This window comes from Kribbella sp. NBC_00382 (assembly GCF_036067295.1).
Taxonomy (GTDB): Bacteria; Actinomycetota; Actinomycetes; order Propionibacteriales; family Kribbellaceae; genus Kribbella.
The window spans coordinates 4860702-4884503 of sequence record NZ_CP107954.1; the positions used below are offsets into that span (position 1 = coordinate 4860702).

General features: G+C 68.0%; 27 protein-coding genes. 18 read left to right on the plus strand and 9 right to left on the minus strand.

Annotated elements, in window-relative coordinates; all coding sequences use genetic code 11:
• Nucleotides 1-72: 72 nt before the first annotated feature.
• The gene (locus tag OHA70_RS23510; protein WP_328321108.1) at nucleotides 73-870 is read right to left on the minus strand and encodes a mechanosensitive ion channel family protein; all 798 of its coding nucleotides are present in this window, start codon (nucleotides 868-870) and stop codon (nucleotides 73-75) included.
• A 104-nt stretch (nucleotides 871-974) separates the two neighbouring features.
• Between OHA70_RS23510 and OHA70_RS23515 the strand changes: the two genes are divergently transcribed.
• Nucleotides 975-1964, plus strand: coding sequence for a hypothetical protein (locus OHA70_RS23515; RefSeq protein WP_328321110.1), 990 nt, complete (start codon nucleotides 975-977; stop codon nucleotides 1962-1964).
• A 1-nt stretch (nucleotide 1965) separates the two neighbouring features.
• Here OHA70_RS23515 and OHA70_RS23520 read toward each other — a convergent pair whose 3' ends face one another.
• Entirely contained in the window at nucleotides 1966-3459 is a 1494-nt protein-coding gene (locus tag OHA70_RS23520) for a glycerophosphodiester phosphodiesterase (RefSeq protein ID WP_328321112.1), read from the minus strand.
• A 210-nt stretch (nucleotides 3460-3669) separates the two neighbouring features.
• On the opposite strand from OHA70_RS23520, the gene malQ reads away from it, so the two are divergent.
• The 5 genes from malQ (at nucleotide 3670) to OHA70_RS23545 (ending at nucleotide 7976) form a co-directional block, all read left to right on the plus strand.
• On the plus strand, nucleotides 3670-5787 hold the full coding sequence (malQ, locus tag OHA70_RS23525) for a 4-alpha-glucanotransferase (RefSeq protein ID WP_328321114.1): 2118 nt from the start codon (nucleotides 3670-3672) through the stop codon (nucleotides 5785-5787).
• Between the two features lie 145 nt (nucleotides 5788-5932).
• Nucleotides 5933-6574 (plus strand): lytic polysaccharide monooxygenase auxiliary activity family 9 protein, encoded by a 642-nt coding sequence (locus OHA70_RS23530; protein ID WP_328321116.1) that lies wholly within the window; start codon nucleotides 5933-5935, stop codon nucleotides 6572-6574.
• A gap of 158 nt (nucleotides 6575-6732) precedes the next feature.
• Entirely contained in the window at nucleotides 6733-7233 is a 501-nt protein-coding gene (locus tag OHA70_RS23535; protein ID WP_328321118.1) for a hypothetical protein, read from the plus strand.
• A 79-nt stretch (nucleotides 7234-7312) separates the two neighbouring features.
• Complete coding sequence (gene ctaJ / locus OHA70_RS23540) at nucleotides 7313-7591, plus strand: aa3-type cytochrome oxidase subunit CtaJ (RefSeq protein WP_328321120.1); 279 nt, start codon at nucleotides 7313-7315, stop codon at nucleotides 7589-7591.
• Nucleotides 7578-7976 (plus strand): DUF5130 family protein, encoded by a 399-nt coding sequence (locus tag OHA70_RS23545; RefSeq protein WP_328321122.1) that lies wholly within the window; start codon nucleotides 7578-7580, stop codon nucleotides 7974-7976. The genes ctaJ and OHA70_RS23545 overlap by 14 nt, the downstream gene beginning before the upstream one ends.
• A 40-nt stretch (nucleotides 7977-8016) precedes the next feature.
• On the opposite strand, the gene OHA70_RS23550 is transcribed toward OHA70_RS23545, so the two are convergent.
• The 4 genes from OHA70_RS23550 to OHA70_RS23565 form a co-directional block, all read right to left on the minus strand.
• Nucleotides 8017-8907, minus strand: a complete 891-nt coding sequence (locus tag OHA70_RS23550; protein WP_328321124.1) for a hypothetical protein — start codon at nucleotides 8905-8907, stop codon at nucleotides 8017-8019.
• A 208-nt stretch (nucleotides 8908-9115) separates the two neighbouring features.
• Complete coding sequence (locus tag OHA70_RS23555) at nucleotides 9116-9643, minus strand: hypothetical protein (RefSeq protein WP_328321126.1); 528 nt, start codon at nucleotides 9641-9643, stop codon at nucleotides 9116-9118.
• Nucleotides 9643-12216 (minus strand): aminopeptidase N, encoded by a 2574-nt coding sequence (gene pepN, locus OHA70_RS23560; protein ID WP_328321127.1) that lies wholly within the window; start codon nucleotides 12214-12216, stop codon nucleotides 9643-9645. The genes OHA70_RS23555 and pepN overlap by 1 nt, the downstream gene beginning before the upstream one ends.
• A gap of 77 nt (nucleotides 12217-12293) precedes the next feature.
• Entirely contained in the window at nucleotides 12294-12416 is a 123-nt protein-coding gene (locus OHA70_RS23565) for a hypothetical protein (RefSeq protein ID WP_328321129.1), read from the minus strand.
• A gap of 25 nt (nucleotides 12417-12441) precedes the next feature.
• Between OHA70_RS23565 and OHA70_RS23570 the strand changes: the two genes are divergently transcribed.
• The 5 genes from OHA70_RS23570 (at nucleotide 12442) to OHA70_RS23590 (ending at nucleotide 16922) form a co-directional block, all read left to right on the plus strand.
• Nucleotides 12442-13038 (plus strand): mycothiol-dependent nitroreductase Rv2466c family protein, encoded by a 597-nt coding sequence (locus OHA70_RS23570; protein WP_328321131.1) that lies wholly within the window; start codon nucleotides 12442-12444, stop codon nucleotides 13036-13038.
• A 77-nt stretch (nucleotides 13039-13115) separates the two neighbouring features.
• A complete protein-coding gene (locus OHA70_RS23575; protein ID WP_328321133.1) occupies nucleotides 13116-14165 on the plus strand; it encodes a hypothetical protein in 1050 nt (349 codons plus the stop codon).
• A 20-nt stretch (nucleotides 14166-14185) separates the two neighbouring features.
• Nucleotides 14186-14665 (plus strand): ribose-5-phosphate isomerase, encoded by a 480-nt coding sequence (locus tag OHA70_RS23580; protein ID WP_328321135.1) that lies wholly within the window; start codon nucleotides 14186-14188, stop codon nucleotides 14663-14665.
• 141 nt (nucleotides 14666-14806) lie between these two features.
• Nucleotides 14807-15646, plus strand: a complete 840-nt coding sequence (locus OHA70_RS23585) for an Fpg/Nei family DNA glycosylase (protein ID WP_328321137.1) — start codon at nucleotides 14807-14809, stop codon at nucleotides 15644-15646.
• Between the two features lie 88 nt (nucleotides 15647-15734).
• Entirely contained in the window at nucleotides 15735-16922 is a 1188-nt protein-coding gene (locus OHA70_RS23590) for a PP2C family protein-serine/threonine phosphatase (protein ID WP_328321138.1), read from the plus strand.
• Here the strand turns inward: OHA70_RS23590 and OHA70_RS23595 are convergent.
• The gene (locus tag OHA70_RS23595) at nucleotides 16919-17407 is read right to left on the minus strand and encodes a hypothetical protein (RefSeq protein WP_328321140.1); all 489 of its coding nucleotides are present in this window, start codon (nucleotides 17405-17407) and stop codon (nucleotides 16919-16921) included. The genes OHA70_RS23590 and OHA70_RS23595 overlap by 4 nt on opposite strands.
• 88 nt (nucleotides 17408-17495) lie before the next feature.
• Here OHA70_RS23595 and OHA70_RS23600 point away from each other — a divergent pair, with 88 nt between their 5' ends.
• Together OHA70_RS23600 and OHA70_RS23605 are read left to right on the plus strand one after the other, a co-directional pair.
• Nucleotides 17496-17702 carry a hypothetical protein gene (locus OHA70_RS23600; protein ID WP_328321142.1) on the plus strand — a complete coding sequence of 69 codons (207 nt, stop codon included), beginning with the start codon at nucleotides 17496-17498 and terminating at the stop codon, nucleotides 17700-17702.
• 34 nt (nucleotides 17703-17736) lie between these two features.
• Complete coding sequence (locus OHA70_RS23605; protein ID WP_328321144.1) at nucleotides 17737-18189, plus strand: hypothetical protein; 453 nt, start codon at nucleotides 17737-17739, stop codon at nucleotides 18187-18189.
• A 210-nt stretch (nucleotides 18190-18399) separates the two neighbouring features.
• On the opposite strand, the gene OHA70_RS23610 is transcribed toward OHA70_RS23605, so the two are convergent.
• Entirely contained in the window at nucleotides 18400-18846 is a 447-nt protein-coding gene (locus tag OHA70_RS23610; RefSeq protein ID WP_328321146.1) for a MarR family winged helix-turn-helix transcriptional regulator, read from the minus strand.
• Nucleotides 18847-18925: 79 nt separating this feature from the next.
• Between OHA70_RS23610 and OHA70_RS23615 the strand changes: the two genes are divergently transcribed.
• The 4 genes from OHA70_RS23615 (at nucleotide 18926) to OHA70_RS23630 (ending at nucleotide 21348) form a co-directional block, all read left to right on the plus strand.
• Complete coding sequence (locus OHA70_RS23615; protein WP_328321148.1) at nucleotides 18926-19102, plus strand: hypothetical protein; 177 nt, start codon at nucleotides 18926-18928, stop codon at nucleotides 19100-19102.
• Nucleotides 19103-19140: 38 nt separating this feature from the next.
• Nucleotides 19141-19587, plus strand: a complete 447-nt coding sequence (locus tag OHA70_RS23620) for a nitroreductase family deazaflavin-dependent oxidoreductase (protein ID WP_328321150.1) — start codon at nucleotides 19141-19143, stop codon at nucleotides 19585-19587.
• A 149-nt stretch (nucleotides 19588-19736) separates the two neighbouring features.
• Nucleotides 19737-20465 (plus strand): CDP-alcohol phosphatidyltransferase family protein, encoded by a 729-nt coding sequence (locus tag OHA70_RS23625; RefSeq protein WP_328321152.1) that lies wholly within the window; start codon nucleotides 19737-19739, stop codon nucleotides 20463-20465.
• Between the two features lies 1 nt (nucleotide 20466).
• The gene (locus tag OHA70_RS23630; protein ID WP_328321154.1) at nucleotides 20467-21348 is read left to right on the plus strand and encodes a hypothetical protein; all 882 of its coding nucleotides are present in this window, start codon (nucleotides 20467-20469) and stop codon (nucleotides 21346-21348) included.
• A gap of 140 nt (nucleotides 21349-21488) precedes the next feature.
• On the opposite strand, the gene OHA70_RS23635 is transcribed toward OHA70_RS23630, so the two are convergent.
• The gene (locus OHA70_RS23635; protein ID WP_328321156.1) at nucleotides 21489-22685 is read right to left on the minus strand and encodes an AAA family ATPase; all 1197 of its coding nucleotides are present in this window, start codon (nucleotides 22683-22685) and stop codon (nucleotides 21489-21491) included.
• A gap of 144 nt (nucleotides 22686-22829) precedes the next feature.
• On the opposite strand from OHA70_RS23635, the gene OHA70_RS23640 reads away from it, so the two are divergent.
• Nucleotides 22830-23777, plus strand: coding sequence for a Gfo/Idh/MocA family protein (locus tag OHA70_RS23640; RefSeq protein WP_328321158.1), 948 nt, complete (start codon nucleotides 22830-22832; stop codon nucleotides 23775-23777).
• Nucleotides 23778-23802 lie beyond the last annotated feature (25 nt).

A 23802-nucleotide genomic window follows, 5' to 3' on the forward strand; every position in this document is an offset into this window, starting at 1 on the left:
CCACGCGCCAGCAGCCAGCGCCGACCGAGTCGCCGAGGTCTCAGGGTCGAACCCACGTGGTTCGGGTGGGGGCTATGCGGTGGGTTCGTGGCCGCCGCTTGGGTGGTGGGCGGGGAGGGGGCGGGTGGGGGGTTCTTCGGTGGGGGCTTCGAGGGGCGCGACGTTGTTGTCGGCGGCTTCGGCGGCGCTGCCTACGCCGGTGGTGGAGGTGGTGGGGGCGTCGGGGTCGCGGGTGGTGAGGTTGCCTACGCGGAGGACTTCGCCGTTGCGGACGTACCAGGTGGTGCCGTCTTCGCCGCGGAGGCGGGTGACTCGGAGGCCTACTGCCTCGACGACGCCGGTGGCCTTTTCCATGTCGACGAGGTCGCCTACGCCGTACTGGTCCTCGAAGATCATGAAGATGCCGGCCAGGAAGTCCTTGACCAGCGTTTGGGCGCCGAAGCCCAGGGCGACGCCGATGATGCTGGCGGAGGCGACCACCGGGAGGATGTTGAAGCCGAGTTCGGCGAGCACCATGACGACCAGGACGGCGGTCAGGATGATCGTCACCGAGCTGCACAGGAGCGACGCGATGGTCTCGGCGCGCTGGGTTCGGCGTTCGCTCATCAGGGTCTGTTCGACGAACTCCTGGCCGCGCTTGGATCTGGCCAGTACGCCGGCCACGGCGCCGTTGCCGGTACGCCGGGCGAAGCGGCGGATCGCCTTGTGCAGCAGCCAGCGGATGATGAAGAACGCGAGGATCAGGCCGACGATCCGGGCCGGGACGGTGATGATCTGATCGGTCACCTCCAGCTTGCCGTCGTTGCCTCGCCGGAAGAACGTCGGGAAGGTGTCAGGGACGGAAAACAGGGGGTGACTGAGCAGGGACACGGGGTAACTGAGCAGAATAGGCATCTCGCCGCCCTACTGTAGTGATCGTCGCCAGGATCTCTGCATTTCCCCGACCGGAGATTTGCGAGGAGGAACGAACGGATATGCCGAGCCGGCTGGATGACGAGCTGACCAGGCTGGTGTCCGCGGGCGTGCTGCGCCCCCACCAGGCCCAAGCCCTCCGCACAGCCGCCGACGCAGACACGGGCGCCCCGACTCCTCCATCGCGCAGTACCGCTGAACAGCCCAGAACAGTCCGTACGCCGCCTGCCGCCGCGCACTCGTCTGCGTTGACGGAGGTGCTCGGGTATATCGGGGGTGCGTTGCTGCTCGGGGCTGTGGCGTTGTTGACGTTGGCCAACTGGGGCGAGATGGGGCGGGCGGCGCGGATCAGTACCGGGACCAGCGCGGCGGTGATTCTGCTGGGGACTGCGATGGTGCTGGCGTTGTTGCGGCGGCGGGAGCAGTTGAGTTCGGCGTTGGCGTCGCTGGGGTGTTGTGTCGCCGGGTTCGCCACTTATGTCGCGATCGAGGGGGCGACCGGCCGGGTCGCCGGAGTCGCCGTTGCGCTTGCGCTGGCGGTGGTCGGGGTCTGGTGGCTGGCGGGGTCTTCGTTGCTGGTGGCAACGTTTGGGATCCTGGCCGTCGGTGTGTTGGTGATCACCGCGGACGTCCTCACTCCGGACACCTCGACGTCCACCAACTCCGCCGGGATCGCCGGTACCGGGTTCATCCTGGTCGCGTTCGTGATGGCGATGATCGGTCTAGTCCGAGACCAGGTGACCGCATGGTCACTCGCCGGCGCCGCGATGTTCAGTTCCTCCATCTGCTGGCTCGTCCAGGAGCGTGGCGAGGTGATGGCCCTCGCCGTCGGTACTGCCGGCCCAGCAGCTCTCCTGGTCGCCTACGGACGCCGCCACGCGTCGGCGTACGCCGTAGTCGGCTGTTCGATCCTGCTGGTCATCTGGCCGATCTCCCTCTACCAGCTGACCAACAACGTGGCAGGCGTGGCCATCGGCCTAGTAGTAGCCAGTACTGCGCTCCTGCTGGCCGTCCTGCTCCTAACCCGCCGCCAGCGAAGACTGGTGGAGTGACCTAGGGAGTACGGGTGACCTTCAGACCACGGAGGGCGAGGCTGCCGTCCGTGGAGGCTCGGCCGATGTGGAGGTAGCCGCCTCGGTAGGCCGTGTCGGTGACCGTCACCTTGGCGGGCTGGTCGAGCCGGCTCCAGGTGAGCGTCGTCGGAGTGACGTCGAGGCGGAAGCGCATCCACACGCCGGCGAAGATCGCGGTGGTCTTCTTGACCGCCAGCCTGACGCCGGCCGGTCGACCGGTGCGGTGAGCCCACAGGCCCAGTTCGCCGTTGGCCTGCAGGATCGCGTGGTAGCCGTTGGTGGTGCCGATCCGGTGTTCGTAGTACGCGTCGTCGATATGCCCGAAGGCGAGAGTCAGGTTCGCGAGCGGATCGTCGGGCAGGGTGGCGAACGACGCCTCGAACTCGACCGAGTAGACCGGTGACGTGATCGGGCCGAGGTTGCCCAGGGTGAGGAAGTGCTGGGTGCCTTTCGCGCCGAGACCGAGGATTCCGCCGCGTCCGAAGCCGACGGCGAACCGGTCGTCGTACAGGTCCCGGGTGAGTTCGCCCTGTGCCAGCGAGCCAGTGGCCCACTGGTCGGTGACGGCCTGCTCGTTCTTGCCGAGGATGTAGCCGATGTTCGACGTGACCGCGCCCTGCATGCCCAGCGCGTTGTAGTGCGTGACGTCGGCACGACGATGCAACGGGTACGGCCAGATCGGGATGCCGGTCGCCACGGCCACCTCGGCGAGCGACGCATCGAGGTACCCGCCGGGACCGGAGTTCGGTACGACGATCGCGTCCGTCCGCGGCGACAGTTGCCCGGCGACCGCCTGCAGTGCCTCCGGCGTCATCTCGTCGGGCGTGGTGAAGTACGCGAAGACGCCGAGCCCGAGCGACTTCACGTCGGATATCAGGCTGCTCTTGAAGTAGGTCTTGACCATCACCGACGTTTCCAGCCGGTACTTCGCCACCATCGCCATCATCGGCCCGTACGCGCGTTCGTCCTTCGCCTCGAGCGCGAGGATCACCCGGCCGCCGTACTTGCGCAGCACGTCCTCGAACAACGGCACCTTCTGCTTGTCCTCGGCCCAGTGCGCGCCCAGCCGCGGGATCTGCAGCCAGCCCTTCTCGAGTTGGGAGTACTTCACCGCCCGCAGGTTGCCGCTCAGGTTGGTGGTGCGGTCGAGGGTCGTGTCGTGCATGCAGACCAGGACGCTGTCGGCGGTGATGCCGACACTGATCTCCATCGCCTGAGCACCCCAGTCGACCGCGGCGTCGTACGACACCATGCTGTGCTCGGGGAACACGTCACCGACGCCCCGGTGGGCGACCAGATAGTGGTCGCCGCGGTCGGCGACCCAGTCGCTGAGGGTGTAGTCGCCAGTGACGCCGATGCTGCCGGCGACGGTCTTACTGCGACAGCCCGTGGCCAGCGAGCCGACAGCGGCGGCGCCCAACAGGCCCAGCGTCGTACGGCGGCTGATCCGGGTGCGCGGCAGCAAGTCGTCCATCAATGCCCCCTCTTACTCCGCCGCAAGTCCCCCCTGCGCCGTGCTTAGCCGAAGACTAAAGGCATTGACCCGTTCTACGGCAGTGCTCGATGCGAGGTCGTGACGCAAGGAGAACCGCCAGTACTGGTACGCCTCCGGGCGGTGACGTACCAGACCCTTCTGGCGCGCGCCGTTGGGCCCCACGGCCCGGTATGCGGCAGACTCGCACGCGTGACTGCTCCCACGCCAGCCCTTGTCGAGCTTGCCGTCGCGCACGGAGTGGCGACCGAGTACTGGAACTGGCAGGGCGAACACGTGCAGGTGTCGTCCGAGGTGGTCTCCACAGTGCTGGCCGCGCTCGGTGTCGACGCGTCCACCCCCGAGCGAGCCGCCGATGCGCTGGCAGAGCACCAGCTTGCCCGCTGGCGCCGCGTACTGCCCCCCACGCTGGTGATGCGGGAGGGCTGGACGCCGTGGTTCGCAGTACACCTGCCGCACGGCTCCACTGCCGAGGTGTGGGTCGACCTGGAGGACGGCGGCCAGCGCCGCGACATCCCGCAGCAGGAGCACTGGGTAGAGCCCGAGTGGGTCGATGGCGTTCAGATCGGCGAAGCGACGTACCAGCTGCCGGGGGACCTGCCGCTCGGCTACCACCGGCTGTGCGCGCGCATCGGCACCAACCCGGAGATCTCGGTCGGCTCACTGATCGTCACCCCGCAGCGACTCGAGCCGCAGAAGCTGGAGCGGACCTGGGGCTGGGTACTTCAGCTGTACTCCGTACGCTCCCGCAGGTCATGGGGTATCGGCGACCTGCACGACCTGGCCGACCTGGCCGCGTGGTCCGCCAATGACCTGGGCGCTGGCTTCGTACTGGTCAACCCGCTGCACGCCGCCGAGACCGCCGGCCGGATGGAGCCGTCGCCGTACCTACCGGCCTCCCGCCGGTTCGCCAACCCGCTCTACCTCCGTATCGAGGACATCGACGAGTACGGCGACCTGGCGCCCGCCGAGCGCGACCGTGTCCGCACACTGGGCCTCCAGGCCCGGGCGCTGAGCGAGGACGCGGATGCGCTGGACCGCGACACCGTCTGGGCCGCCAAGCGCGAGGCCCTGCAGCTCCTCTTCGGCGTACGACCGTCGATCGGCCGCATCGCGGAGTACGGCGCGTACTGCGATCGCGAAGGCCAGGGTCTGATCGACTTCGCCACCTGGGCCGCGATCGCGGATGTGCGCGGACCCGAGTGGAGCAAGTGGCCCGAGGAACTGCAGGACCCGAACGCCCCCGCAGTCATTGCCTTCCGCAACGATAATCCGGACGCCGTCGAGTTCCACTGCTGGCTCCAATGGCAGCTCGACGAGCAGCTCGCCCGGACCCAGGCGCGAGCCAAGTCGGCCGGCATGTCGCTCGGGGTCCTGCACGACCTCGCCGTCGGAGTACACCCTGATGGCGCCGACGCGTGGGCGCTCAAGCGCGTGCTCGCCGCGGGCATCCACGTCGGCGCGCCGCCGGACGCGTTCAACCAGCAGGGCCAGGACTGGTCGCAACCTCCGTGGCGCCCGGACGCCCTCGCGGCGACCGGCTATGCGCCGTGGCGGGATCTCGTCCGCGCGGTGATCCGGCACGGCGGCGGACTGCGGATCGACCACATCCTCGGGCTGTTCCGGCTCTGGTGGGTCACCTCGCCCGAGCGCCCGACCGAGGGCACCTACGTGCGCTACGACCACGAGGCGCTGATCGGCATCCTCGTCCTCGAGGCATCACGCGCAGACGTGGTCGTCGTGGGGGAGGACCTCGGCACGGTCGAGCCGTGGGTTCGCGACTACCTCACCGAACGCGGCGTCCTCGGTACTTCGGTGTTGTGGTTCGAGCGCGATGCGAAGGGCAACCCGCTGCCGCCCGAGCGCTGGCGTGAACTCTGCCTGGCCACGGTGACGACCCACGACCTGCCGCCGACGGCCGGGTACCTCGCCGGCGACCACGTCGAGCTGCGAGACCGGCTCGGCCTGCTGACCCGCCCGTACGCCGAAGAGCTCGCGGTCGACGAGGCCGAGCGCGACTCCTGGCTCAACGCGTTGCGCGAGCGGCACCTGCTGGGCAACGCGGACGGCGATGTCGAGCGCATCGTCGAGGCGCTGCACCGGTACGTCGCGCACACCCCGGCCAAGCTGGTCGGTGTCGCCCTGACCGACGCGGTCGGCGAACGGCGTACCCAGAACCAGCCCGGCACCACGGATGAGTACCCGAACTGGCGGATCCCGCTCGGCGGCCCCGACGGAATGCCCGTGCTGATCGAGGACCTGCCCAACAATCAGCGTCTCCGCAGGCTGATCGGCGTCCTGCACAGTTAGCACCAGAGCAATATCTAGCGGAAAGTAAACAACCGCCTACGAGCTGTTGACAATAGATTTGAACGGTTGTTATCTATTGTCAACGAAGGCGCCTTCCTTCATTCCCCGACCGCCCCCACCACCGGGAATCAGAAGGAGTGTCCGCATGCCGCGAACACGCAAACTCACCCTGGCCGCAGTCGCCGCCGGAGCCTTGGCTCTGACGGTCTCCTCGACCATCTCCGTACCGGTGGCCTTTGGCCACGGGTATACCAACTCGCCGATCAGTCGCGCCAAGCTGTGCGCGAACACGACGGTCACGAACTGCGGCGCGATCCAGTGGGAGCCGCAGAGCACCGAGGGGCCGAAGGGCTTCCCCGGCGCGGGCCCGGCCGACGGGAAACTCTGCTCGGCGGGTCTGCAGCAGTTCAACGAGCTGAACGACCAGCGCGGTGGCGCCTGGCCGGCGACCCAGGTCAGCTCAGGCGCGAACTATGCCTTCAAGTGGCACCTGACCGCGCAGCACTCCAGTACGGACTTCAAGTACTACGTCACCAAGCAGGGCTGGAACCAGACTGCGCCGCTGAGTCGTTCGGCGCTCGACCTGACCCCGTTCCTGACGGTGCCGATGAACGGCGCCCGGCCGGCCGCCGACATCACCCACAACGGCCGGCTGCCCAGCCGTACCGGACGGCACATGATCCTGGCTGTCTGGACGATCGCGGACACCGGCAATGCGTTCTATCAGTGCTCGGATGTCCAGTTCGGCAGTTCGCTGTCGAAAACCGGTACTGATTTCGGGTTCTGACCACATTCGGCGCCCCCCGGCGTGGAGCCGAGCCGACTGCCCTCGGTTCGGTTCCACGCGGCCGGCGTCTGGTCGGCCAGTGTTCACGTTTGGTTAATAACTTTCCTGGGAATGGCACTCCTTGAAACCTTCCGCCCCGAGTTTCAAGGAGAGTCCCGATGAAATCCTTTCTCCGTCGCGTGACCGTGCCCTTGGTCGCCCTGATGGTCGGGCTGCTGCCCGGCCTGCTGGTGATCGAGAACGCCTCGGCACTCACCAAGCTGACCCACGCGCAGGCCGCGTCGATCTTCAGCGCCGCCGGCATCACCTGGTCGTCCAGTGGTGGTTGCTCCGACTGGAACAACTCCACTTGCACCTCGTTCACCAACATCAACGACAGCACCGTGTACGGCGTCCGCACGCTGCACACCGCCAGTGGGTGCGCGGTTAACATCACGGGTGGCACCGAGACCGGCCACGCCAGCGGCACCTACAGCCACCGCAACGGGTACAAGGTCGACATCTCGAAGTACACGTGTGTCGGCAACTACATCAAGAACACCTTCACCCGGATCGCCAACCGTGGTGACGGCTACCCGCAGTGGAAGGCCGCCTCCGGCAACATCTACTGCGACGAAGGCTCCCACTGGGACATCACGTACTACTCCTGTGGCTGCTGACTAGTTTCCTGTCGTCCGCACCCGTCCCGGTCGAGGCCCCGGGGCGGGTGCGGCTGTTTGTAGGACTAGTCTTCTGTCCGTGATCACTCTGCTCTCCGGCCACACCGTGCTGGTGTTCGTCGGTATCCCGGTGCTGGTCGTGGCGGTGCTGGCCTTGCTCGTCTTCGCCTCCTCGATCGCACAAGGTCCTCGCTACCGCCCGGGCCTGTCCTGGTGGGCCCCACCGGTCTGGATCGGCGGCCCGACGGCCACCCGGCCCGACCCGGCCAACCTGCCTGAGCTCCCGGCCGGCCCCACTCCCGCGACCGCCGGCACCGGCATCGCCCGTACGACCGGAGGCGCAAGTGCCAGCTGGTGACGCATTCACCCCTGACCAGCTCTACGACCTCGAGCGCGCCGTCCGGCATGCTGAGGACGCGTCGGGCCTGCACTTCTCCGTGTACGTCGGCGGCGCCGACTCCGAGACGCGCCCGTTCGCCCTGGAGCTGCTGAACGAGCTGGACGACCCGGACAACAGCGTCCTGGTGTACGTCGACCCGGCCGGGCGCCGGCTGGAGATTGTCACCGGCTCGAACGCACGGCGGCAGCTCTCGGATCACGCGGCCGGCCTAGCTGCGCTGACCATGCAGACGTCCTTCGCCACTGGTGACCTGACCGGCGGTCTGGTCACCGGGGTGCAGCAGCTCGGCACCCACGCGCACCAGCCGCCGCTGCTGCACGCGAACGAGCCTCACCAGCAGTAGTAGTGCGCACAGCTCACCCGGCGATCGGTCGGGTGAGCTGTCAGCCGGGCTTGGCGGCCGGTTCGTACGTGGGGCAGGCGATGTTCGAGTGAACCGCCTGCGTCTTCGATCCCTGGCAGAGGTCGAGCGCTGCCTCGGCGCTGGGTAGCGCGGACAGGTAGACGACCCACATGTCGGTCTCCGGCTCGAGGCTGCTGTTCGCGATCCCCGGGTACTGCCCGTTGAGGAACATCGCCCGGCCCGGTACGCCGGCTGCGATCAGCTTGGCGGCCAGCTCCTTCGCGAGTTGCTGGGCATCCATACCGGCGTCTGTCGGGTACTGGTCGAGCACTGCGATCCACTGGCCGCGACGGAAGACAGGCGTGGCCGGGCCGGTGTTCGGCGTCGCGGACGTCCTGGTGGTGGACGTCTTGGCCACGGTGGGCTTGGGCGCCGTCGGCTTGGTCACCGGAGGCTTGCGATCAGCCTTCGCCGTGTTGACCGCCGCGGGCGCTGCGGCCGCGGCCTTCGTCTTGGGCGGTGCTGAGGTCTGCGGCGCCGCAACCGGCGGCTTGGACCCGCTCTGTGGCGACGGGGAGTTGCTGTTCGTCAGGACAAAAACAAAAGTCGCGACCACCGCGGTGCCCGCGATGATCGCGGCTCCGACCGCGGCAGTGGATCGCTTCGATTTCTTCCGGCCCGAATGGCTGGCGCTGTGACCCGACCCATGACCCCCGCCGTGACCCGCTCCGCGGCCGGCCGAACGCTTGCCGGCCTCCATCCGCTCGCGGCGGTCGGCCTCGCTCTCCAACTGGGAGCCGGCCACATCCTTCGTCGGTACCGCGCGGCCGGCGCGGGCAGCCACCCGGCTGTCGCCGCCGTGGTTCAACGCACGCGCATTGGCCCGGCCTGTCGAGCGCCTCGTCCGGGTCGGTCCTTTCAGGTCATCCACGTGTGTCACGACAAAGGTCATCCCCAGAATCTCAGGTGAATATCTGGGTGCAGCTTAAACCGGGAAAGCGGAAAAGTGAGACCCCTTCAGGTGGTGAGAATCTCCTTCTGGACAAGGTGATCGCGGGCCGCGACCGGTTGACGACAGTGTGCCGACATCCAAGCGTTTGAATGTCACTGACCGCACATACGAAAGCACTGTCCGGAATTCAGGTCCCGGACGGGATTCCGCCCTGTTTCGGTGCCGGACGGGTGTCCAGGCAGTCGTCCAGCCAGGTCTCCACGTCGACCTCGGCGTTCAGGATGTGGCTGACGTACGAGGCTCGCTCGTGGCTGAGGACCTCTTGTTCCCAGACACAAGGGGCGACGCCGATCGGGGCCGGCCGGAGGTCGTCGACGTCCATGCCGCGGAAGATGCTCAGGCGGGACTGGAAGTCCTTCGCCCAGCTCTGTACGACCAGGTAGGTCGCGTCGTCACTCAGATGCAGGACCACCACGCCGAGCCCGATGGCGCCCATCGCGTCGTCGAACTCCAACTGCTTGGCAGCAGCGCTCCGGGCCACCGCCACCATCTGGTCGTCCCAGGAGCGCCCGCGGGCGGTGATCACGTACGGCTTCACCAGACGTCCGGTGAAGCGCCACGGCATCAGCGGTGTGACGGGACGCGGCCGGTAGGCCTCGGCCAGGCCGGTGAGGGCCACGGCCGAGGCGCCGGCTAACGAAGGGTCAGACCCCATCAGCCGACCGCGTCGCGACGCTGGGCCTCCAGCGCACGCTCCAGGTCGGCACGGGCCTCTCCGACGTACCGGAGGGTCGGTGCGTCGACCGACTCGGCCTCGGCGTCCAGCCAACTGGTCAGCGCCTCCAGCGTGGACTGCTCCGGCAGGCCGCGCGGTGACAGGTACACGAGCACGTTCTCGCCCATGGACGAGCCGAGGCGGGTGTAGACGTCCTTGGCCGCGGTGAGGTACTTGCCGACGTACGGCCGGAGCAGGTCCTCCTGGCCCGGCTGCTGGAAGCCCAGGATGGTCCGGAACTGCGTCTCGTTCGGGGTGTCCCCGGCCTCGACGGCGATCTGCCACGCGTCGGCCTTGGCCTCGGCGGTCGGCCGGGCGGCACGCGCCTGGGCGGCCCGCTCTTGGCCGGTCATCGTGGTGTCGTGGGTCAGCTCTTCGTCGATCGCGTCCGCGTCGACCCGGCCGAGCCTGGCCAGCGCGACGATCAGGGTCCAGCGCAGGTCGGTGTCGATCACCAGGCCGTCCGGCAGGTCAGTACCGGCGACCCAGGCGGCCAACCGGTCCGCACCGGCCTCGGAGAACACGCCACCGATGTACGCCCGGGCGAACGCGAGCTGGTGGTCACTCCCCGGCTCGGCACTGGCCAGCAGGTCGGCCAGCGTCGCCTCGTACTGCGCCCGCAGCTCCGCGCGGTGCTCCGGCGCTGCATAGCTGTTGATCGTCGACGTGGCCTGCGCGAGCAGCGACCGTACGCCGGTGAGGTCCGTCTCCGCACGAACGCCCTTGAGCACGATGCCGACGTACTGGCTGGCCGGCATCTCCGCGTCGCGAGTCATGTCCCACGCGGCACCCCACGCCAGAGCCCGGGCCAGCGACTGGTCGAGCTTGTCGATCGAGTCGACCAGGGTGAGCCGGGACCGCTCGTCCAGCCGGATCTTGGCGTAGGTCAGGTCGTCGTCGTTCAGCAGCACCAGGTCCGGCTGGGTCGCGCCGACCAGCTCGGCGAGCTCGGTCCGCGGGCCGTCGATGTCGACCTCGAACCGCTCGGTCCGGACCAGGCCGGCGTCCGTGAGCCGGTACAGGCCGACGGCGAGCCGGTGCGGCCGCAGGGTCGGGTGGTCGGCGGCGGCGGTCTGCTCGATCGCGAAGTTCTGGAACTTGCCGTCCGCGTCCACGCTGAAGTCGGCGCGCAGGGTGTTCACCCCGGCGGTCCGCAGCCAGCGCTCGGTCCAGTCGTCCAGATCGCGCCCGGACGCCTTCTCCAGCGGCTTGAGCAGGTCGGCCAGTTCGGTGTTGCCGAACGCGTGATCGGCGAAGTACTCCTTCAGCGCGGTGATGAAGGTGTCCTCACCGACGAAGGCGACCAGCTGGCGCAGGGTCGAGGCGCCCTTGGCGTAGGTGATGCCGTCGAAGTTCACCTCGACCGCGTGGAAGTCGACCATGTCGGCGGCGATCGGGTGCGTCGAGGGCAGCTGGTCCTGCCGGTACGCCCAGTTCTTCCGGGCGTTGCAGAAGGTCGTCCAGGCACCGGCGTACTTGGTCGTCGCGGTCGCCTGGGCCCAGTGGCTGGCCCATTCGGCGAACGACTCGTTCAGCCACAGGTCGTCCCACCAGGTCATCGTGACCAGGTCGCCGAACCACATGTGCGCGAGCTCGTGCAGCACGGTGTTCGCGCGGCTCTCCAGCTCGGCGTGGGTGGTCCGGCTGCGGTAGATGTACTCGTCCCGGATCGTCACGCAACCGGCGTTCTCCATCGCGCCCATGTTGTACTCCGGCACGAACGCCTGGTCGTACTTGTGGAACGGGTACGGCGTCCCGAAAGCGCGCTCGAACAGCTCGAAGCCCTGCTTGGTCACCTCGAAGAGGTCGTCGACGTCGAGCGAGTCGGCCAGCGACGGGCGGCACAGCAACGACATCGGGTACGTGCCGTTCGGGCCCTCGTAGGCGTCGGTGACCACGTGGTACGGGCCGGCCACGACGGCGGTGATGTAGGTCGAGATCGGCTCGGTCGGCGCGAACTGCCAGGTCGCCAGCTCCTCGCCGTTCTCACCCTTGTAGGGCTTCGGCTCAGGCGTCGGCGCGTTCGAGATGACGACCCAGCGGGCCGGCGCGGAGACGGTGAAGGTGAACGGTGCCTTCAGGTCCGGCTGCTCGAAGGTGGTGAACACCCGGCGGGCGTCCGGCACCTCGAACTGGGTGTAGAGGTAGGTCTCCTTGTCGGCCGGGTCGACCGAGCGGTGTAGCCCTTCACCGGTACGCGAGTAGATGCAGTCGGCGACCACGACCAGCTCGTTGCGCTCGGCCAGGTCGTCGAGCTGCAACCGCGCTCCGTCGTACACGCTGTCCGGGTCGAGCGAGCGTCCGTTCAGCGTCACCTCCCGGACCGTCGCCGCGATCAGGTCGGCGAAGGTGCTCGCGCCGGCTTCGGCGGCGAAGGTGAGGGTGGTGGTCGACGCGAACGTCGCGGCTCCGCCCGCGGCGGTGGTCAGGTCGAGCTCGATCGCGTAGCTCACGTCACTGACCAGGCCGGCGCGGGTGCGCGCTTCATTGCGCGTCAGGTTGGTTCCAGGCATGTCGGCATCCTATGCACCTGGATGCGTGCAGCGCCGAGGGATTCCCCGCGACTTGCGCAACCTGTGGGAAACCGTTGTCAGAGCTTGATCCGCTGCTGCCCCACGGTGACCGGCCGGTTCCCGCTGGTGACTGGTCTGGTCCGCTGCCCGTCCGCTGCTCGTCCGCTGGGCGAGACGCCACGCTGCCCGGAGTACGACATGGTTTCAGTTTGTACGATCGACAACATGACCCCCACCGCTGATTTCTGGTTCGACCCGGCCTGCCCCTGGGCCTGGATGACGTCTCGCTGGATGCTCGAGGTCGAGCAGGTCCGGGACGTGAAGACCGCCTGGCACGTGATGAGCCTGGCGATCCTGAACGAGGACCGTGACGAGCACGACGAGAACTGGCAGCGCAAGCTCGGCCGGGTCCGGGTGCTGATCGCCGCCGAGCAGGCGCACGGCAACGAGGTCCTGTTGCCGCTCTACACCGCACTCGGAAACCGCATCCATGTCGACGGTCGCGGCGGCCAGGACGACGCCGTGCTCGCCGAGGCACTCGAGGAGGCCGGCCTGCCGGCCTCGCTGCTGGACGCTGCGGACACGGACAAGTACGACGACGCGCTGCGCAAGTCGCACCTCGCCGGGATGGACCTGGTCGGCATGGAGGTCGGTACGCCGGTCATCGCCGTCGAGGGCACCGCGTTCTTCGGCCCGGTCGTCACGCCGGCGCCCAAGGGTGAGGCGGCCGGCAAGCTCTGGGACGGCGTCCGGCTGGTCGCGGCGACCGACGGATTCTTCGAGCTGAAGCGCACCCGGGACCGGAGTCCCAGCTTCGAATAATGCTTCGAACTCGCTGAGAAGGCTTGAACGTTCCACCGGTCCGAGCGAAGGTTACTCACCAAGTTAATCGTTCAATGGTGAGTAGGTTGCTAGTGGAGCTTCTGCAGAGTGACGAGACGGTCGTCGTGCCTCTGGGTGTGACGGCCGGCCTCGCGGTGTTCGACCGGGAGACCGGGCAGTTCACCGACGTGCTCAATCCGGATCTGCAGTTCCGGTCGGCGTCGGTGGTGAAGCTGCTGCTGGTGCTCGACTTCCTGTGGGACCGCGGGCCGGCGTACGACATCCCGGCGGCCGACCGGTCCCGGCTCGAGCTGATGCTCCGCAGCAGTGACGACGACGCGGCCAGCTACTACTGGGACCACCTCGGTGGCGCCACGATCATCGACCGGATGGTGACGCGGCTCGGCCTGACCCACACGGCCGGGCCGCCCGCCACCCACCCGGGCTTCTGGGGGTACGCGGCCTTCACTGCCGCCGACACCGTGCGGATCTACCGCTACCTGCTCGACCAGGCGCCCGAGCCGGTTCGGGACTTCGTGATGGGCAACCTGCACCAGGCAACCCGCTACGGCACCGACGGCTTCGACCAGTACTTCGGAATCGCGTCGGTCTTCGACCCCGCCTTCTCCATCAAGCAGGGCTGGTCGGGCTTCCCCACCTCGAGTGGGTTCGGGCATGACAAGAGCAAGCCCAAGCAGTCCGCCGTGGACCTCACCAGCGAGGCACTGCACACCACTGGGACCGCAGGCCCGAGTGACCGGACCATCGTCGCGGTCTACACGCTGCACCCCAACGGAACGGGATACGGCAAGGCCTACACCGACGTGACCCGGCTGACCCGGACGCTGAACGTGCCGGGCGCGGTGAAGACGCCAGGGAACTGGGTGACGACCACTGAGTCCGGCGTACGGGTTCGGTCGGCGCCCAACACGTCGGGCGGCGTCCTCGGGACCCTGCCGTCGGGGGTCGACGTACTGGTGAGCTGTCAGAAGAAGGGGCAGCTGATCGACGCTCCGCCGCGCAGTAGCGAGTGGTGGGCCTACCTGCCCAAGTACAACGGGTACGTGACCAACGTGTACGTCGGCAGCGGAGGGCCGAAGCTGCCCGGCGTACCGGACTGTCCGTAGAACCTGCAAGACTTCACAGCATGCGAGTGCACATCGGCTCTGATCACGCCGGCTTCGACCTGAAGAACCATCTGGTCCAGCACCTCAAGGGTGCCGGGCATGACGTTGTCGACCACGGCCCGGCCGTGTTCGACGCGGTGGACGACTATCCGCCGTTCTGCCTGCGGGCAGCCGAGGGGACCGTCGGTGACGAGGGCAGCCTCGGCATCGTGATCGGTGGCTCGGGCAACGGTGAGCAGATCGCCGCGAACAAGGTGAAGGGCGTCCGGGCCGCACTGGCCTGGAGTGCCGAGACCGCTGAGCTCGGCCGCCTGCACAACAACGCGAACGTGGTCAGCGTCGGCGCGCGGATGCACAGCGAGGCGGAGGCGACCACGTTCGTGGACGTCTTCCTCTCCACCGCGTACTCCGGCGAGGAGCGGCACACCCGGCGGATCGAGATGCTGTCCGCCTACGAGGAGACCGGCGAACTGCCGCCGTTGCCGTCCTCTTCCTCCTGATCCTTCCGCTTGCGGGCCGGCCGGTCCGGGGTACGGGGCCTGGAGACGTCCCGGGCCCGCATGGAACGGCCGGTCCCGACCACAGCCGGAGTCGGCGCGCCGCTACGGCCTTTACCTGATGTCAGACCCATAAGAGGAATCATGCCCGAAGGTCACACCCTGCATCGGCTCGCCAACGACGTCTGGGACGACTTCGGCGGCCGCGTGGTCCGCGCGTCGAGCCCGCAAGGCCGGTTCGTCGAGGGCGCCGCGCTGCTCGACGGGCACGTCCTGCGCGGGACCGAGGCGCACGGCAAGCACTTCCTGGCCGACTTCGAGGGCGCGGGCTGGCTGCACATCCACCTCGGGCTGATCGGCAAGATGGACTTCGGCACGATCGAGCCCGGCGTCGCCGCGCCGCAACCCGTGGGCCAGGTCCGGCTCAGGTTGCAGAACGCGTCGGCGTACTCCGATCTGCGCGGCGCGACCGTCTGCGAAGTACTGACCGACGGCGAGCGTGAGGCGCTGCTCAAGCGTCTCGGGCCCGACCCGCTGCGCGACGACGCCGATCCCGAGCCGGCCTGGAAACGGATCCACCGCAGCAAGCTGCCGATCGGCCAGCTGCTGATGGACCAGGAAGTCCTGAGCGGCGTCGGCAACGTGTACCGGGCCGAGGTGCTGTTCCGGGCGAAGCTGCACCCCAAGACGCCCGGCCACCTGGTCAAGAAGAAGGAATGGCAGGGGATGTGGACCGACCTGGTCGCGCTGATGAAGTACGGCGTCGAGACCGGCCGGATCGACACCGTTGCCGACGACCACACCCCCGAGGCGATGGGCCGCGACGCCCGCCAGGACGACCACGGCGGTGAGGTCTACGTGTACCGCCGGCAGGGTCAGCACTGTTACGTCTGCGACTCGGTGATCCGGACCGAGATCCTGGCCGGGCGCAACCTTTTCTGGTGCCCGAAGTGCCAGCGGACCGGTCTGACCCGGCGCGGCTGATTTTTCCCGTATCAATTGAGAAAAGGCTGCAATCAGTTTGTGACAATGTGATGCGCGGACCGGACGGCGCCGTTATCTTCATCTCACCATGAGTAGCGGCGGTGGCGGCAACGCTGTTGTGCGACGGGTCGGCAGGCGGGCCGAGTCGCTGCTTCGGCGCGCGCGGACATCACACCAGCTGGTCTTCGTCGGTCTGCTGGCGTTGACGGTCACGATCAGTTCCGCCGCACTGGCGATGCCGTCCTTCATACCCACTAGTTCGCTGGTCATACCTCTTCTGCTCGGCGGATTGATGCTGCGCTTCCGCCCGCTGGTGCTGCTGACGGTTTTCGCGCTGATCACCGGCACGTACGTCGTGTCGGAACGGGCAGCCGGATTGCCGAAGACGGGGTTCGTGGTGGTGCTCGGGCTGATCGCCTGGATCATCCTCACCGGGGCGAAGGTGCGCAGCCGGCTCGGAGTACAGGGCACCCGCGGCGAGATGATGCTGATGGAGCTGCGCGACACGCTGACGGCTCAGGGCGAGTTGCCGGAGCTGCCGTCGGGATGGCGGGCCGAGCAGGCCATCCGGTCGGCGGGTGGGGCGTCCTTCTCCGGCGACTTCGTGGTGTCGACGACGCGGGCGGACGAGGTACTCGAGATCGCGCTGGTCGATGTGTCAGGCAAGGGAATCGATGCCGGGACGAGGGCGCTGCTGCTGTCCGGGGCCTTCGGCGGGTTGCTGGGGGTGGTACCGGTCGAGGAGTTCCTGCCGGCGGCCAACCATTATCTGCGGCGGCAGGACTGGCACGACGACTTCGCGACCGTGGTGCATGTGACGGTGGACCTGCGGACCGGGGCGTTCGAGGTACGGACCGCGGGGCATCCGCCGGCGATCCAGTTCGACGCGTGGTCGGGGCGGTGGCAAACGCGGGTTGCCGACGGGCCGCTGCTCGGGCTGGTCGAGACGCCGGACTTCGTGGTGGATCGCGGCGAGCTGAAGATGGGGGACGCGCTGTTCCTCTACAGCGACGGCATGGTCGAGACGCCGCGGCGCGACATCGAGCGGGGGACCGACCGGCTGGTGGGGCACGCCGAGCGGCTGATCGCGACGGGCTTCAAGGGTGCGGCGCTGGAGTTGGTCGACGAGATCGGCGGGCCGGGCGACGACTCGGCGATCGTGGTCATCCACCGCAAGACGAACCCGTCGGAGTCGCCGGACCTCGCGACCGCGCGCCCAAGGTTCACCACGAAGACGCAACGTCGTAAGGCAGCAATGCTTCGCTACGCCCGCTAGCCAGGCGCATACTGCTGGAGAGAGCCACTCTCGTCGCTCGAACGGGGCAGTGCCGTGATCGCTAACTCGGCCAGGATGTTGCCGCTACTGCTGATCGCCCTTGCCACGCTCGCTTTCGGCCCGCAATCAGCTGTTGCCGCGCCGCCCGCCGCGTCGATGGGGTCGGGGGAGCTGCCACCGACGGTCCAGCTGGCGTCGGAGGAGCCACCCTCGCCTCCGGTGGCGTCGGATTCGCCGTCGCCTTCGGAGCCTCCGCCCAGTACGCCGCCGGTCACCCCGCCCACCACCTCGCCGTCGACTCCGCCGGTCACACCCCCTTCGACGCCACCCACCAGCCCGCCGGCGACGCCACCCAGCACGCCGGGCACCGGATGCCGGCCATCCGGGGCGCTCGCGATGGGGTGCCCGCCTAAGCCTGGGCGTCCTACGTTGTCCAACCGGCACTTGCCGCCCATTCCGTCGACCGCGCGGGTGGTCTCGTCCACCCCGTCGGCGACTACGTCCGACCCGGCTCCACCGGTTTGGCGGGGTGGGCCGAGTGACGGGCCCAAGCGCCAGTCGACTGGGGGCGCGGTGGAGGAGGCTACGGCCCCAGCCAGTGGGGTGACGTTGCCACCGCCGGCGGCGGGCGGAGTACGGGTTGAGGGGGTTGCTCTGGCTCGGAATGCTGCGCCGTTGCTGCCGTTCGGCGTACTGGGTGGCATCTTCCTGGCGTCCGGCGGCCTACTGCTCGCAGCGGCCGTCCTCCTGCTCCGCCGCCGAGGCAAACACTCCTACTGAACCCTGACCGCGGCATGGCGTACCGTGCTCGGTCGTGACGATAGATGGGGTGGACAGCGGCGCCGACCGGAGCGCACCAGACGTGTCGTTCGACGAACTCCTGGCGATGACACCGCCCTCGATGCGCGACGTCTTCCCCGAAACCCACTGGCAGTTGGGCAAACTCTGGGCCCTCGACCTGCGCGTCGAGCCCGTCGAGGTGGCCGACCTCCTCTGGATGTTCGACCTCCCCCTCTGGCAACTCAACGGCGAACGCTTCAAGGTCACCCCCAACCAGGTAGCCGCCACCCCCATGAACTTCCGCCCCCACTACGAACGAGTCATGGACGCCGACCTGGACTTCCCCATCCACCTGGTCGCCTACCGAGGCCGCCTGGTAGTCCTGGACGGCGTCCACCGCCTGCTGAAGGCCCACTTCCTCCGCCGCCGCTGGATAGAAGCCAAAATCGCCACCGCAGCCCAACTTCAGCAATGCACCCCGAGCTAGGTCGTCGCGGCGGGCCCGGACCGCCACCACTCACAAACCTGCCGTTCCACCCGGGAGCACGCCTGCGCGTGCTTGGCCCGATGCGATCAGTTGAGGTTTGTGAGTGGTGGCGGTCCGGGTAAGGCACGCCCGGAGCTGCTGACTCCAGTTGCTGGAGGGCTGCGTCGAGGTTGAGCCGGTACGCCGGCACCTGGTGAGCGGCTATGCGCATCAGGTGGTGGCGGCGGCGATTACTCGGGTTAGGGATTTGTGGAGGGCTTCTAGCTCTTCGAGGGTCATGCCTAGGCGGTCGATGATCGCGGGTGGGATCTTCAGGGCTTCGGTGCGGAGGGACTGGCCGGACTCGGTGAGGGTTACGGCTAGGGAGCGTTCGTCTCGGGGGTCTCGGGCTCGGGTGATGAAGCCGCTTGACTCCAGGCGCTTCAGCAAGGGGGAGAGGGTGCCGGGATCCAGTTGGAGCAGGTTGCTGAGTTGCTTCACGGACAACGGTGATTCCTCCCACAGGGCGAGCATGACCAGGTACTGGGGATGGGTCAGGCCCATGGGGTCCAGTAGCGGGCGGTAGAGGGCGATCACGCTGCGGGAGGCGACCGCTAGTGCGAAGCAGACCTGGCGGTCCAGGGCTAGTAGGTCGACCTCTTCGGATGTCCCGGGCATATCTCTCCTTCGAGCTGTGTTGACTACAGTATCAGTTGGTGTACAAACTATTGCCACACCAAGCAATTGGAGAGACCTGATGAGCAAGAAGATCGACGGCCTGAGCTTGCCGTACCGGATTCGCTGGCGGCTGACCTGGCTGCTGCTGCACATCGCCGGCCCCGCGACCCTGCCGGACCACCTCGACCCACGCCGCCGGATGGAGCGCGAACGCGCCGCCCGGGTGGCCCGCTTCCAGGCCGCCCACCACGCCTGAAGAGGCGGTCGGCTGTCCGATAGGGCAGGGTGGGTGACATGTCATCCTCTGAAGAAGAATATGCCCCCAGTACGACCGGTTGGGTCCGCGAAGCGGTCGAGAAGATGGTGGAGGCCGGCGACACCAGTGTCGGCGGCTTCAACGGTATGCACGTGGTGCTGATGACCATGCGCGGCGCCAAGTCGGGCAAGCTCCGCAAGGTACCGGTGATGCGCGTCGAGCACGAAGGCGTGTACGCCGCGGTCGCATCGCTCGGCGGCGCGCCGAAGAACCCGGTCTGGTACTACAACCTCAAGGTCGACCCCAAGATCCAGCTGCAGGACGGCGAGCGCACCGGCGAGTACGTCGCCCGCGAGATCGAGGGCGACGAGTACAAGCTGTGGTGGAAGCGCTCGGTCGAGGCCTTCCCGAACTACGCGGAGTACCAGACCAAGACGACCCGGATCATCCCGCTCTTCCTGCTCGAGCCCGTCTCCGGGAACTGATCCACGCCGCCGTCTGGATGACCGGCCGACGTCGGTCATCCAGAGGCGGTCACTGGTTCAGCACCCGCGCCATGAGACCCTGACTCCCTGAAGTCCGGTGCGTTGCGCCCGGCCGAGTTCTGGGAGTTCTCCTGACCACACACGACGCGGTGCGGGAACCGTTCGTCGGGTCGACGCGGTTGCGTCTGGCCGGACTTGCACTGCACGCCTATACCGCGAGCGGAACGGTGCTCGCGTTGCTGATCGTGATCGCGGCGATCGACGGGGACGCGGTCCGCGCGCTCTGGCTCGGCCTGGCCGCGCTCTGGATCGACGGCACCGACGGGATGATCGCGCGACGGCTCCGGGTGAAGGAGACGATCCCGTGGTTCGACGGCGCGATGCTCGACAACATCGTCGACTATCTGACGTACGCGTTCGCGCCGATCGTGCTGCTCTGGACCGGCGGCTACCTGCCGCACGGCTTCATCGGCGCCGCGCTCGCCGCGTTGCCGCTGCTTGCCTCCAGCTACCAGTTCTGCCGCACCGACGCGAAGACGGACGACCACTTCTTCCTGGGCTTCCCGAGCTACTGGAACGTGGTGGCCTTCTACGTCGTCGTGCTCGACCTCGGCCAGACCGCGACCGGCATCATCCTGCTGACCTGCTCGATCCTGGTCTTCATCCCGATCAAGTACGTCTACCCCTCGCGGACCAAGGCGTTCCGGACCACGAACCTGGTCACCACGCTGATCTGGCTCGGCTCGTACGCGGTCCTGCTGACCCAGATGCCGAACCCGAGCGCGATCGTGGTGGCGATCTCGCTGGCCTATCTTGTGTACTACGGGGTGCTCAGCCTGTACCTCACCTTCTGGGCCCCCAGACGCAAGGCAGCCTGACTTGATCCTCGGACTGGGAGCGGCGCTCGGAGCCGCAGTCGTCTTCGGCATCGCGTCGATCCTGCAGGCGGTCGGTTCCCGCAAGGTGCCGACCGGCTCGGAGCTCGACCCGCGACGCTTCGGCGAGTTCGTCATCGCGCTGCTCAAGCAACCGGCCTGGCTCGGCGCCCTCGTGCTCCAGCTGGCCGGCTTCGGACTGCACTTCGTCGCTTTGAGGCTCCTTCCCCTGTACCTCGCTCAGGCAGGTATCGCGGTCAGCCTCGTGGTCACCGCCTTGCTGGCGACGCGGTTGATGGCGGACAAGCTGTCGGCGATCGAGTGGTCGGCCGTTGTCGCGGTCTGCGCCGGACTCGGGCTGCTGGCGGTCTCGTCCGGCGACGCGGGGGAGGCCGCCGTCCATCACGGCCTGACGATCGGCGTGATCGTCGGGCTGATCGCGATCGCCGTACTCGGTGGCCTGGCGAGCCGTTCCCAGCACGCGAGCGCGACGGCGGCACTCGGGGTGCTCGCGGGATTCGGGTACGCCGGGGTCGCGATCTCGGCGCGAATGCTCGACGACAGCTCGATCGGCGCGCTGTTCTCCAGCCCCACGACGTACACGCTGCCTGTCTCGGCGGCGCTCGCATTCCTGCTCTACTCGCTCGCCCTGCAACGCGGCTCGGTGACGCTCGCGACCACCCCGATGATCGCCCTCCAGACGATCACCCCGGCTGCCATCGGCGTCTTCCTCCTCGACGACAAGATCCGCGACGGCTGGTGGGCCGGCGCAGCCGCCGGCTTCGCCGTCACCGCGATCGGCGCCCTCATCCTCGTCCGCTTCGAAAGCGTCAAGGACGAAGCACCAACCGAGCCGGCCGCCAACCAGGTGGTGGAAGGTACATAACCCCCACCCGTATCTCGTGCCGGCGTCTTGAGCCCACCCGAACCGATGGAGCGGCTGGACCGTTGCGCTGAGCCCCCTCCACTCACCGTGGATGTGAAGCGGGCAAGGGTATGTGGTGGGCTTCGTCAGCAGCCGGTCGCCTAGCGCGAGGGCCATTTCCACGGAGGCTCGTCCAAGGGGCGTTGGCCCTCGAGCACTGTTTGGCCGAATTCCTTCAGTAGTTCGTTGGTGTGGAAGTCGAGCCCGGTCTCCTCGGCGCCTGCCTGGAGCGCTGACTGGAACGGGCGGGAGTGGGTGACGACAATGACCTGGGTGTCTTTGGCGGCGGTGACGACGAGATTCGCCAGCGCTGGCAGGAGATCGGGGTGCAGGCTCGTCTCGGGCTCGTTGAGTACGAGGAGGGCCGGTGGTCGTGGTGTCAGCAAGGCGGCCACCCACAACAAGTACCGGAGCGTCCCGTCGGATAGTTCGGCGCCGGACAGCGGGCGGAGCAATCCGTGCTGGTGGAAGGCGATCTCGAAGCGGCCGGCGTTGTTGCGGATCTCGACCTTGCTGGCCGGGAACGCTCGCTCGATCGCCGCGTCGAGTCCGCCGCGCGGCCCGATCTCCCGGATCGTCTGGAGAGCGGCCGCCACGTCGGCGCCTTCGGGGCCGAGGATCGTCGTACGAGTTCCGATCTGTACTTGTCGCGCCGGGGCATCGGCATCCGTGCGCAGATGGTCGTAGAACCGCCACGACCGCATCCGCTCTCGCAGGGTCAGCAGCTCGGGCGCCCGCTCGGGGTCGGCGAACTCGCTCAGGACGCTGTCGAACGGCTGCAGCGCATGCCCACCGTCGTGCCATTTCCCGTCGCCGCCCCGGATCCGTACGCCGCCGCCCCCGCGCTCGACCAGCAACGCGGCCGGCCGGAGGAACGGGCCGGCCCAGAGCGCCTCCCGCTTGATCTCCGGATCCAGGCTGAAAGCCGACGGCTCCCCGAACTCGCCCTTCAGCGGCTGCGGCAACCCGAAGTCCATGGCATAGCCGTAGTCCTCGGACGCGAACCCCATCCGCAGGCTGACCGCCTTGCTCCGTACGGTCCCCTGCAACGGCTGCTCGCCCCGCCGAACCGCGTTCGAGATGTTCTCCGGTCCCGCCCACAACGTCGACGGCAACCCGCCTTCGCGAGCCAGCGCCGCGACCGCGCCGTTCCGCGACGCGTCAGCCAGCAACCTCAAGGCCCGGTACAAACTCGACTTCCCGGTCCCGTTGGCCCCGGTCACCACGTTGAGCCGCCCCAACGGCATCACCAGCCGCCGCAAGGACCGGTAGTTCTCGATAGCCAACGTGGTCAACATGCCAGCCAACGTAGCCGCCGCCGGGGACATGTCCCGAGCGACAGGACATAGTCCGGTTCCAGCCACCCTGGGACGGATCGCCAGGCGTGGCGCCGCGCTGGACAGCCGACTATGTCCTGTCGCTCGGGACGGCAGACTGTCTCCATGACCACACCGATCCGCCTCGGCATCGTCGGGCTCGGCGCGATGGGCCGGCATCTGCTGACCGAAGCTCTGAGCCACCCGGACTTCACCGTCACCCACGCGGTCGACCTCGCCCCGGCCACCGTCGCCGCTCTCCAGGCCGATCATCCAGACGTCAGCCTCAGTACCTCGACCGCTGACGTGATCGCGGCCGGTGATGTCGACGCGGTCTACGTCGCGACGCCACCGGCCACGCATGCGGCGCTCGTAGTACCGGCTCTTGAGGCTGGTCAGGCGGTGTTCTGCGAGAAGCCGCTGGCTGTATCGGCCGCTGATGCCGCGGCGATGCTCGAAGCGGCGGCAGGCAAGGCGGCCGGGGTGAACTTCTCGCTCTCCGACCGGCAGTCCACCCGGTACGTCGAACAGGCGATCGCGGACGGCCGGGTCGGCGACGTGCTCGGTGTTGAGGTCCGGCTCGCCTTTCCGGTCTGGCCGCGTGGCTTCCAGGCGGAGGCCACTTGGGTGGGCGGACGCGAACAGGGTGGGTTCGTCCGTGAGGTCTTCTCGCACTTCGCGTATCTCACCGACCGGCTGCTGGGCCAACTCAGCGCCGTTTATGTCGAGCTGGGGTATCGCGACGACGGTCTCAGCGAGACCTCGGCGTACGGGCTGATGAAGGCGGGGGAGATCCCGGTCCAGCTGAGCGGCGTCGTCGGCGCAGCCGGGCCGGAGACGTATGAGTGGATCCTGCGAGGGACCAAGCAGTCCTACAAGCTGACCGCCTGGCGCGACCTCTTTGTTGCTGAGGGCAATGAATGGCGACCGGTCGAACTCACCGGTGAGCTCGGCTCGGAGGCGACCCGGTTGACGCTGTTCGCCCAGGCGATCCGCGGCGAGCACCCACGCGATCTGGCCGACTTCGCGGCGGCCGAGCGGGTCCGGCAGGTCGTCGAGGCTTTCCACCTGTAAAGAGAAACCGCCCCGCACCCAAGCA

What these genes read in the sequence shown, in the direction of transcription:
- OHA70_RS23515 (WP_328321110.1), top strand. Translation starts at nt 975, where the DNA reads ATGCCGAGCCGGCTGGATGACGAGCTGACCAGGCTGGTGTCCGCGGGC.
- OHA70_RS23520 (WP_328321112.1), bottom strand. Translation starts at nt 3,459, where the DNA reads ATGGACGACTTGCTGCCGCGCACCCGGATCAGCCGCCGTACGACGCTG.
- OHA70_RS23530 (WP_328321116.1), top strand. Translation starts at nt 5,933, where the DNA reads ATGCCGCGAACACGCAAACTCACCCTGGCCGCAGTCGCCGCCGGAGCC.
- OHA70_RS23535 (WP_328321118.1), top strand. Translation starts at nt 6,733, where the DNA reads ATGAAATCCTTTCTCCGTCGCGTGACCGTGCCCTTGGTCGCCCTGATG.
- OHA70_RS23555 (WP_328321126.1), bottom strand. Translation starts at nt 9,643, where the DNA reads ATGGGGTCTGACCCTTCGTTAGCCGGCGCCTCGGCCGTGGCCCTCACC.
- pepN (WP_328321127.1), bottom strand. Translation starts at nt 12,216, where the DNA reads ATGCCTGGAACCAACCTGACGCGCAATGAAGCGCGCACCCGCGCCGGC.
- OHA70_RS23565 (WP_328321129.1), bottom strand. Translation starts at nt 12,416, where the DNA reads ATGTCGTACTCCGGGCAGCGTGGCGTCTCGCCCAGCGGACGAGCAGCG.
- OHA70_RS23570 (WP_328321131.1), top strand. Translation starts at nt 12,442, where the DNA reads ATGACCCCCACCGCTGATTTCTGGTTCGACCCGGCCTGCCCCTGGGCC.
- OHA70_RS23580 (WP_328321135.1), top strand. Translation starts at nt 14,186, where the DNA reads ATGCGAGTGCACATCGGCTCTGATCACGCCGGCTTCGACCTGAAGAAC.
- OHA70_RS23585 (WP_328321137.1), top strand. Translation starts at nt 14,807, where the DNA reads ATGCCCGAAGGTCACACCCTGCATCGGCTCGCCAACGACGTCTGGGAC.
- OHA70_RS23590 (WP_328321138.1), top strand. Translation starts at nt 15,735, where the DNA reads ATGAGTAGCGGCGGTGGCGGCAACGCTGTTGTGCGACGGGTCGGCAGG.
- OHA70_RS23610 (WP_328321146.1), bottom strand. Translation starts at nt 18,846, where the DNA reads ATGCCCGGGACATCCGAAGAGGTCGACCTACTAGCCCTGGACCGCCAG.
- OHA70_RS23615 (WP_328321148.1), top strand. Translation starts at nt 18,926, where the DNA reads ATGAGCAAGAAGATCGACGGCCTGAGCTTGCCGTACCGGATTCGCTGG.
- OHA70_RS23620 (WP_328321150.1), top strand. Translation starts at nt 19,141, where the DNA reads ATGTCATCCTCTGAAGAAGAATATGCCCCCAGTACGACCGGTTGGGTC.
- OHA70_RS23635 (WP_328321156.1), bottom strand. Translation starts at nt 22,685, where the DNA reads ATGTTGACCACGTTGGCTATCGAGAACTACCGGTCCTTGCGGCGGCTG.
- OHA70_RS23640 (WP_328321158.1), top strand. Translation starts at nt 22,830, where the DNA reads ATGACCACACCGATCCGCCTCGGCATCGTCGGGCTCGGCGCGATGGGC.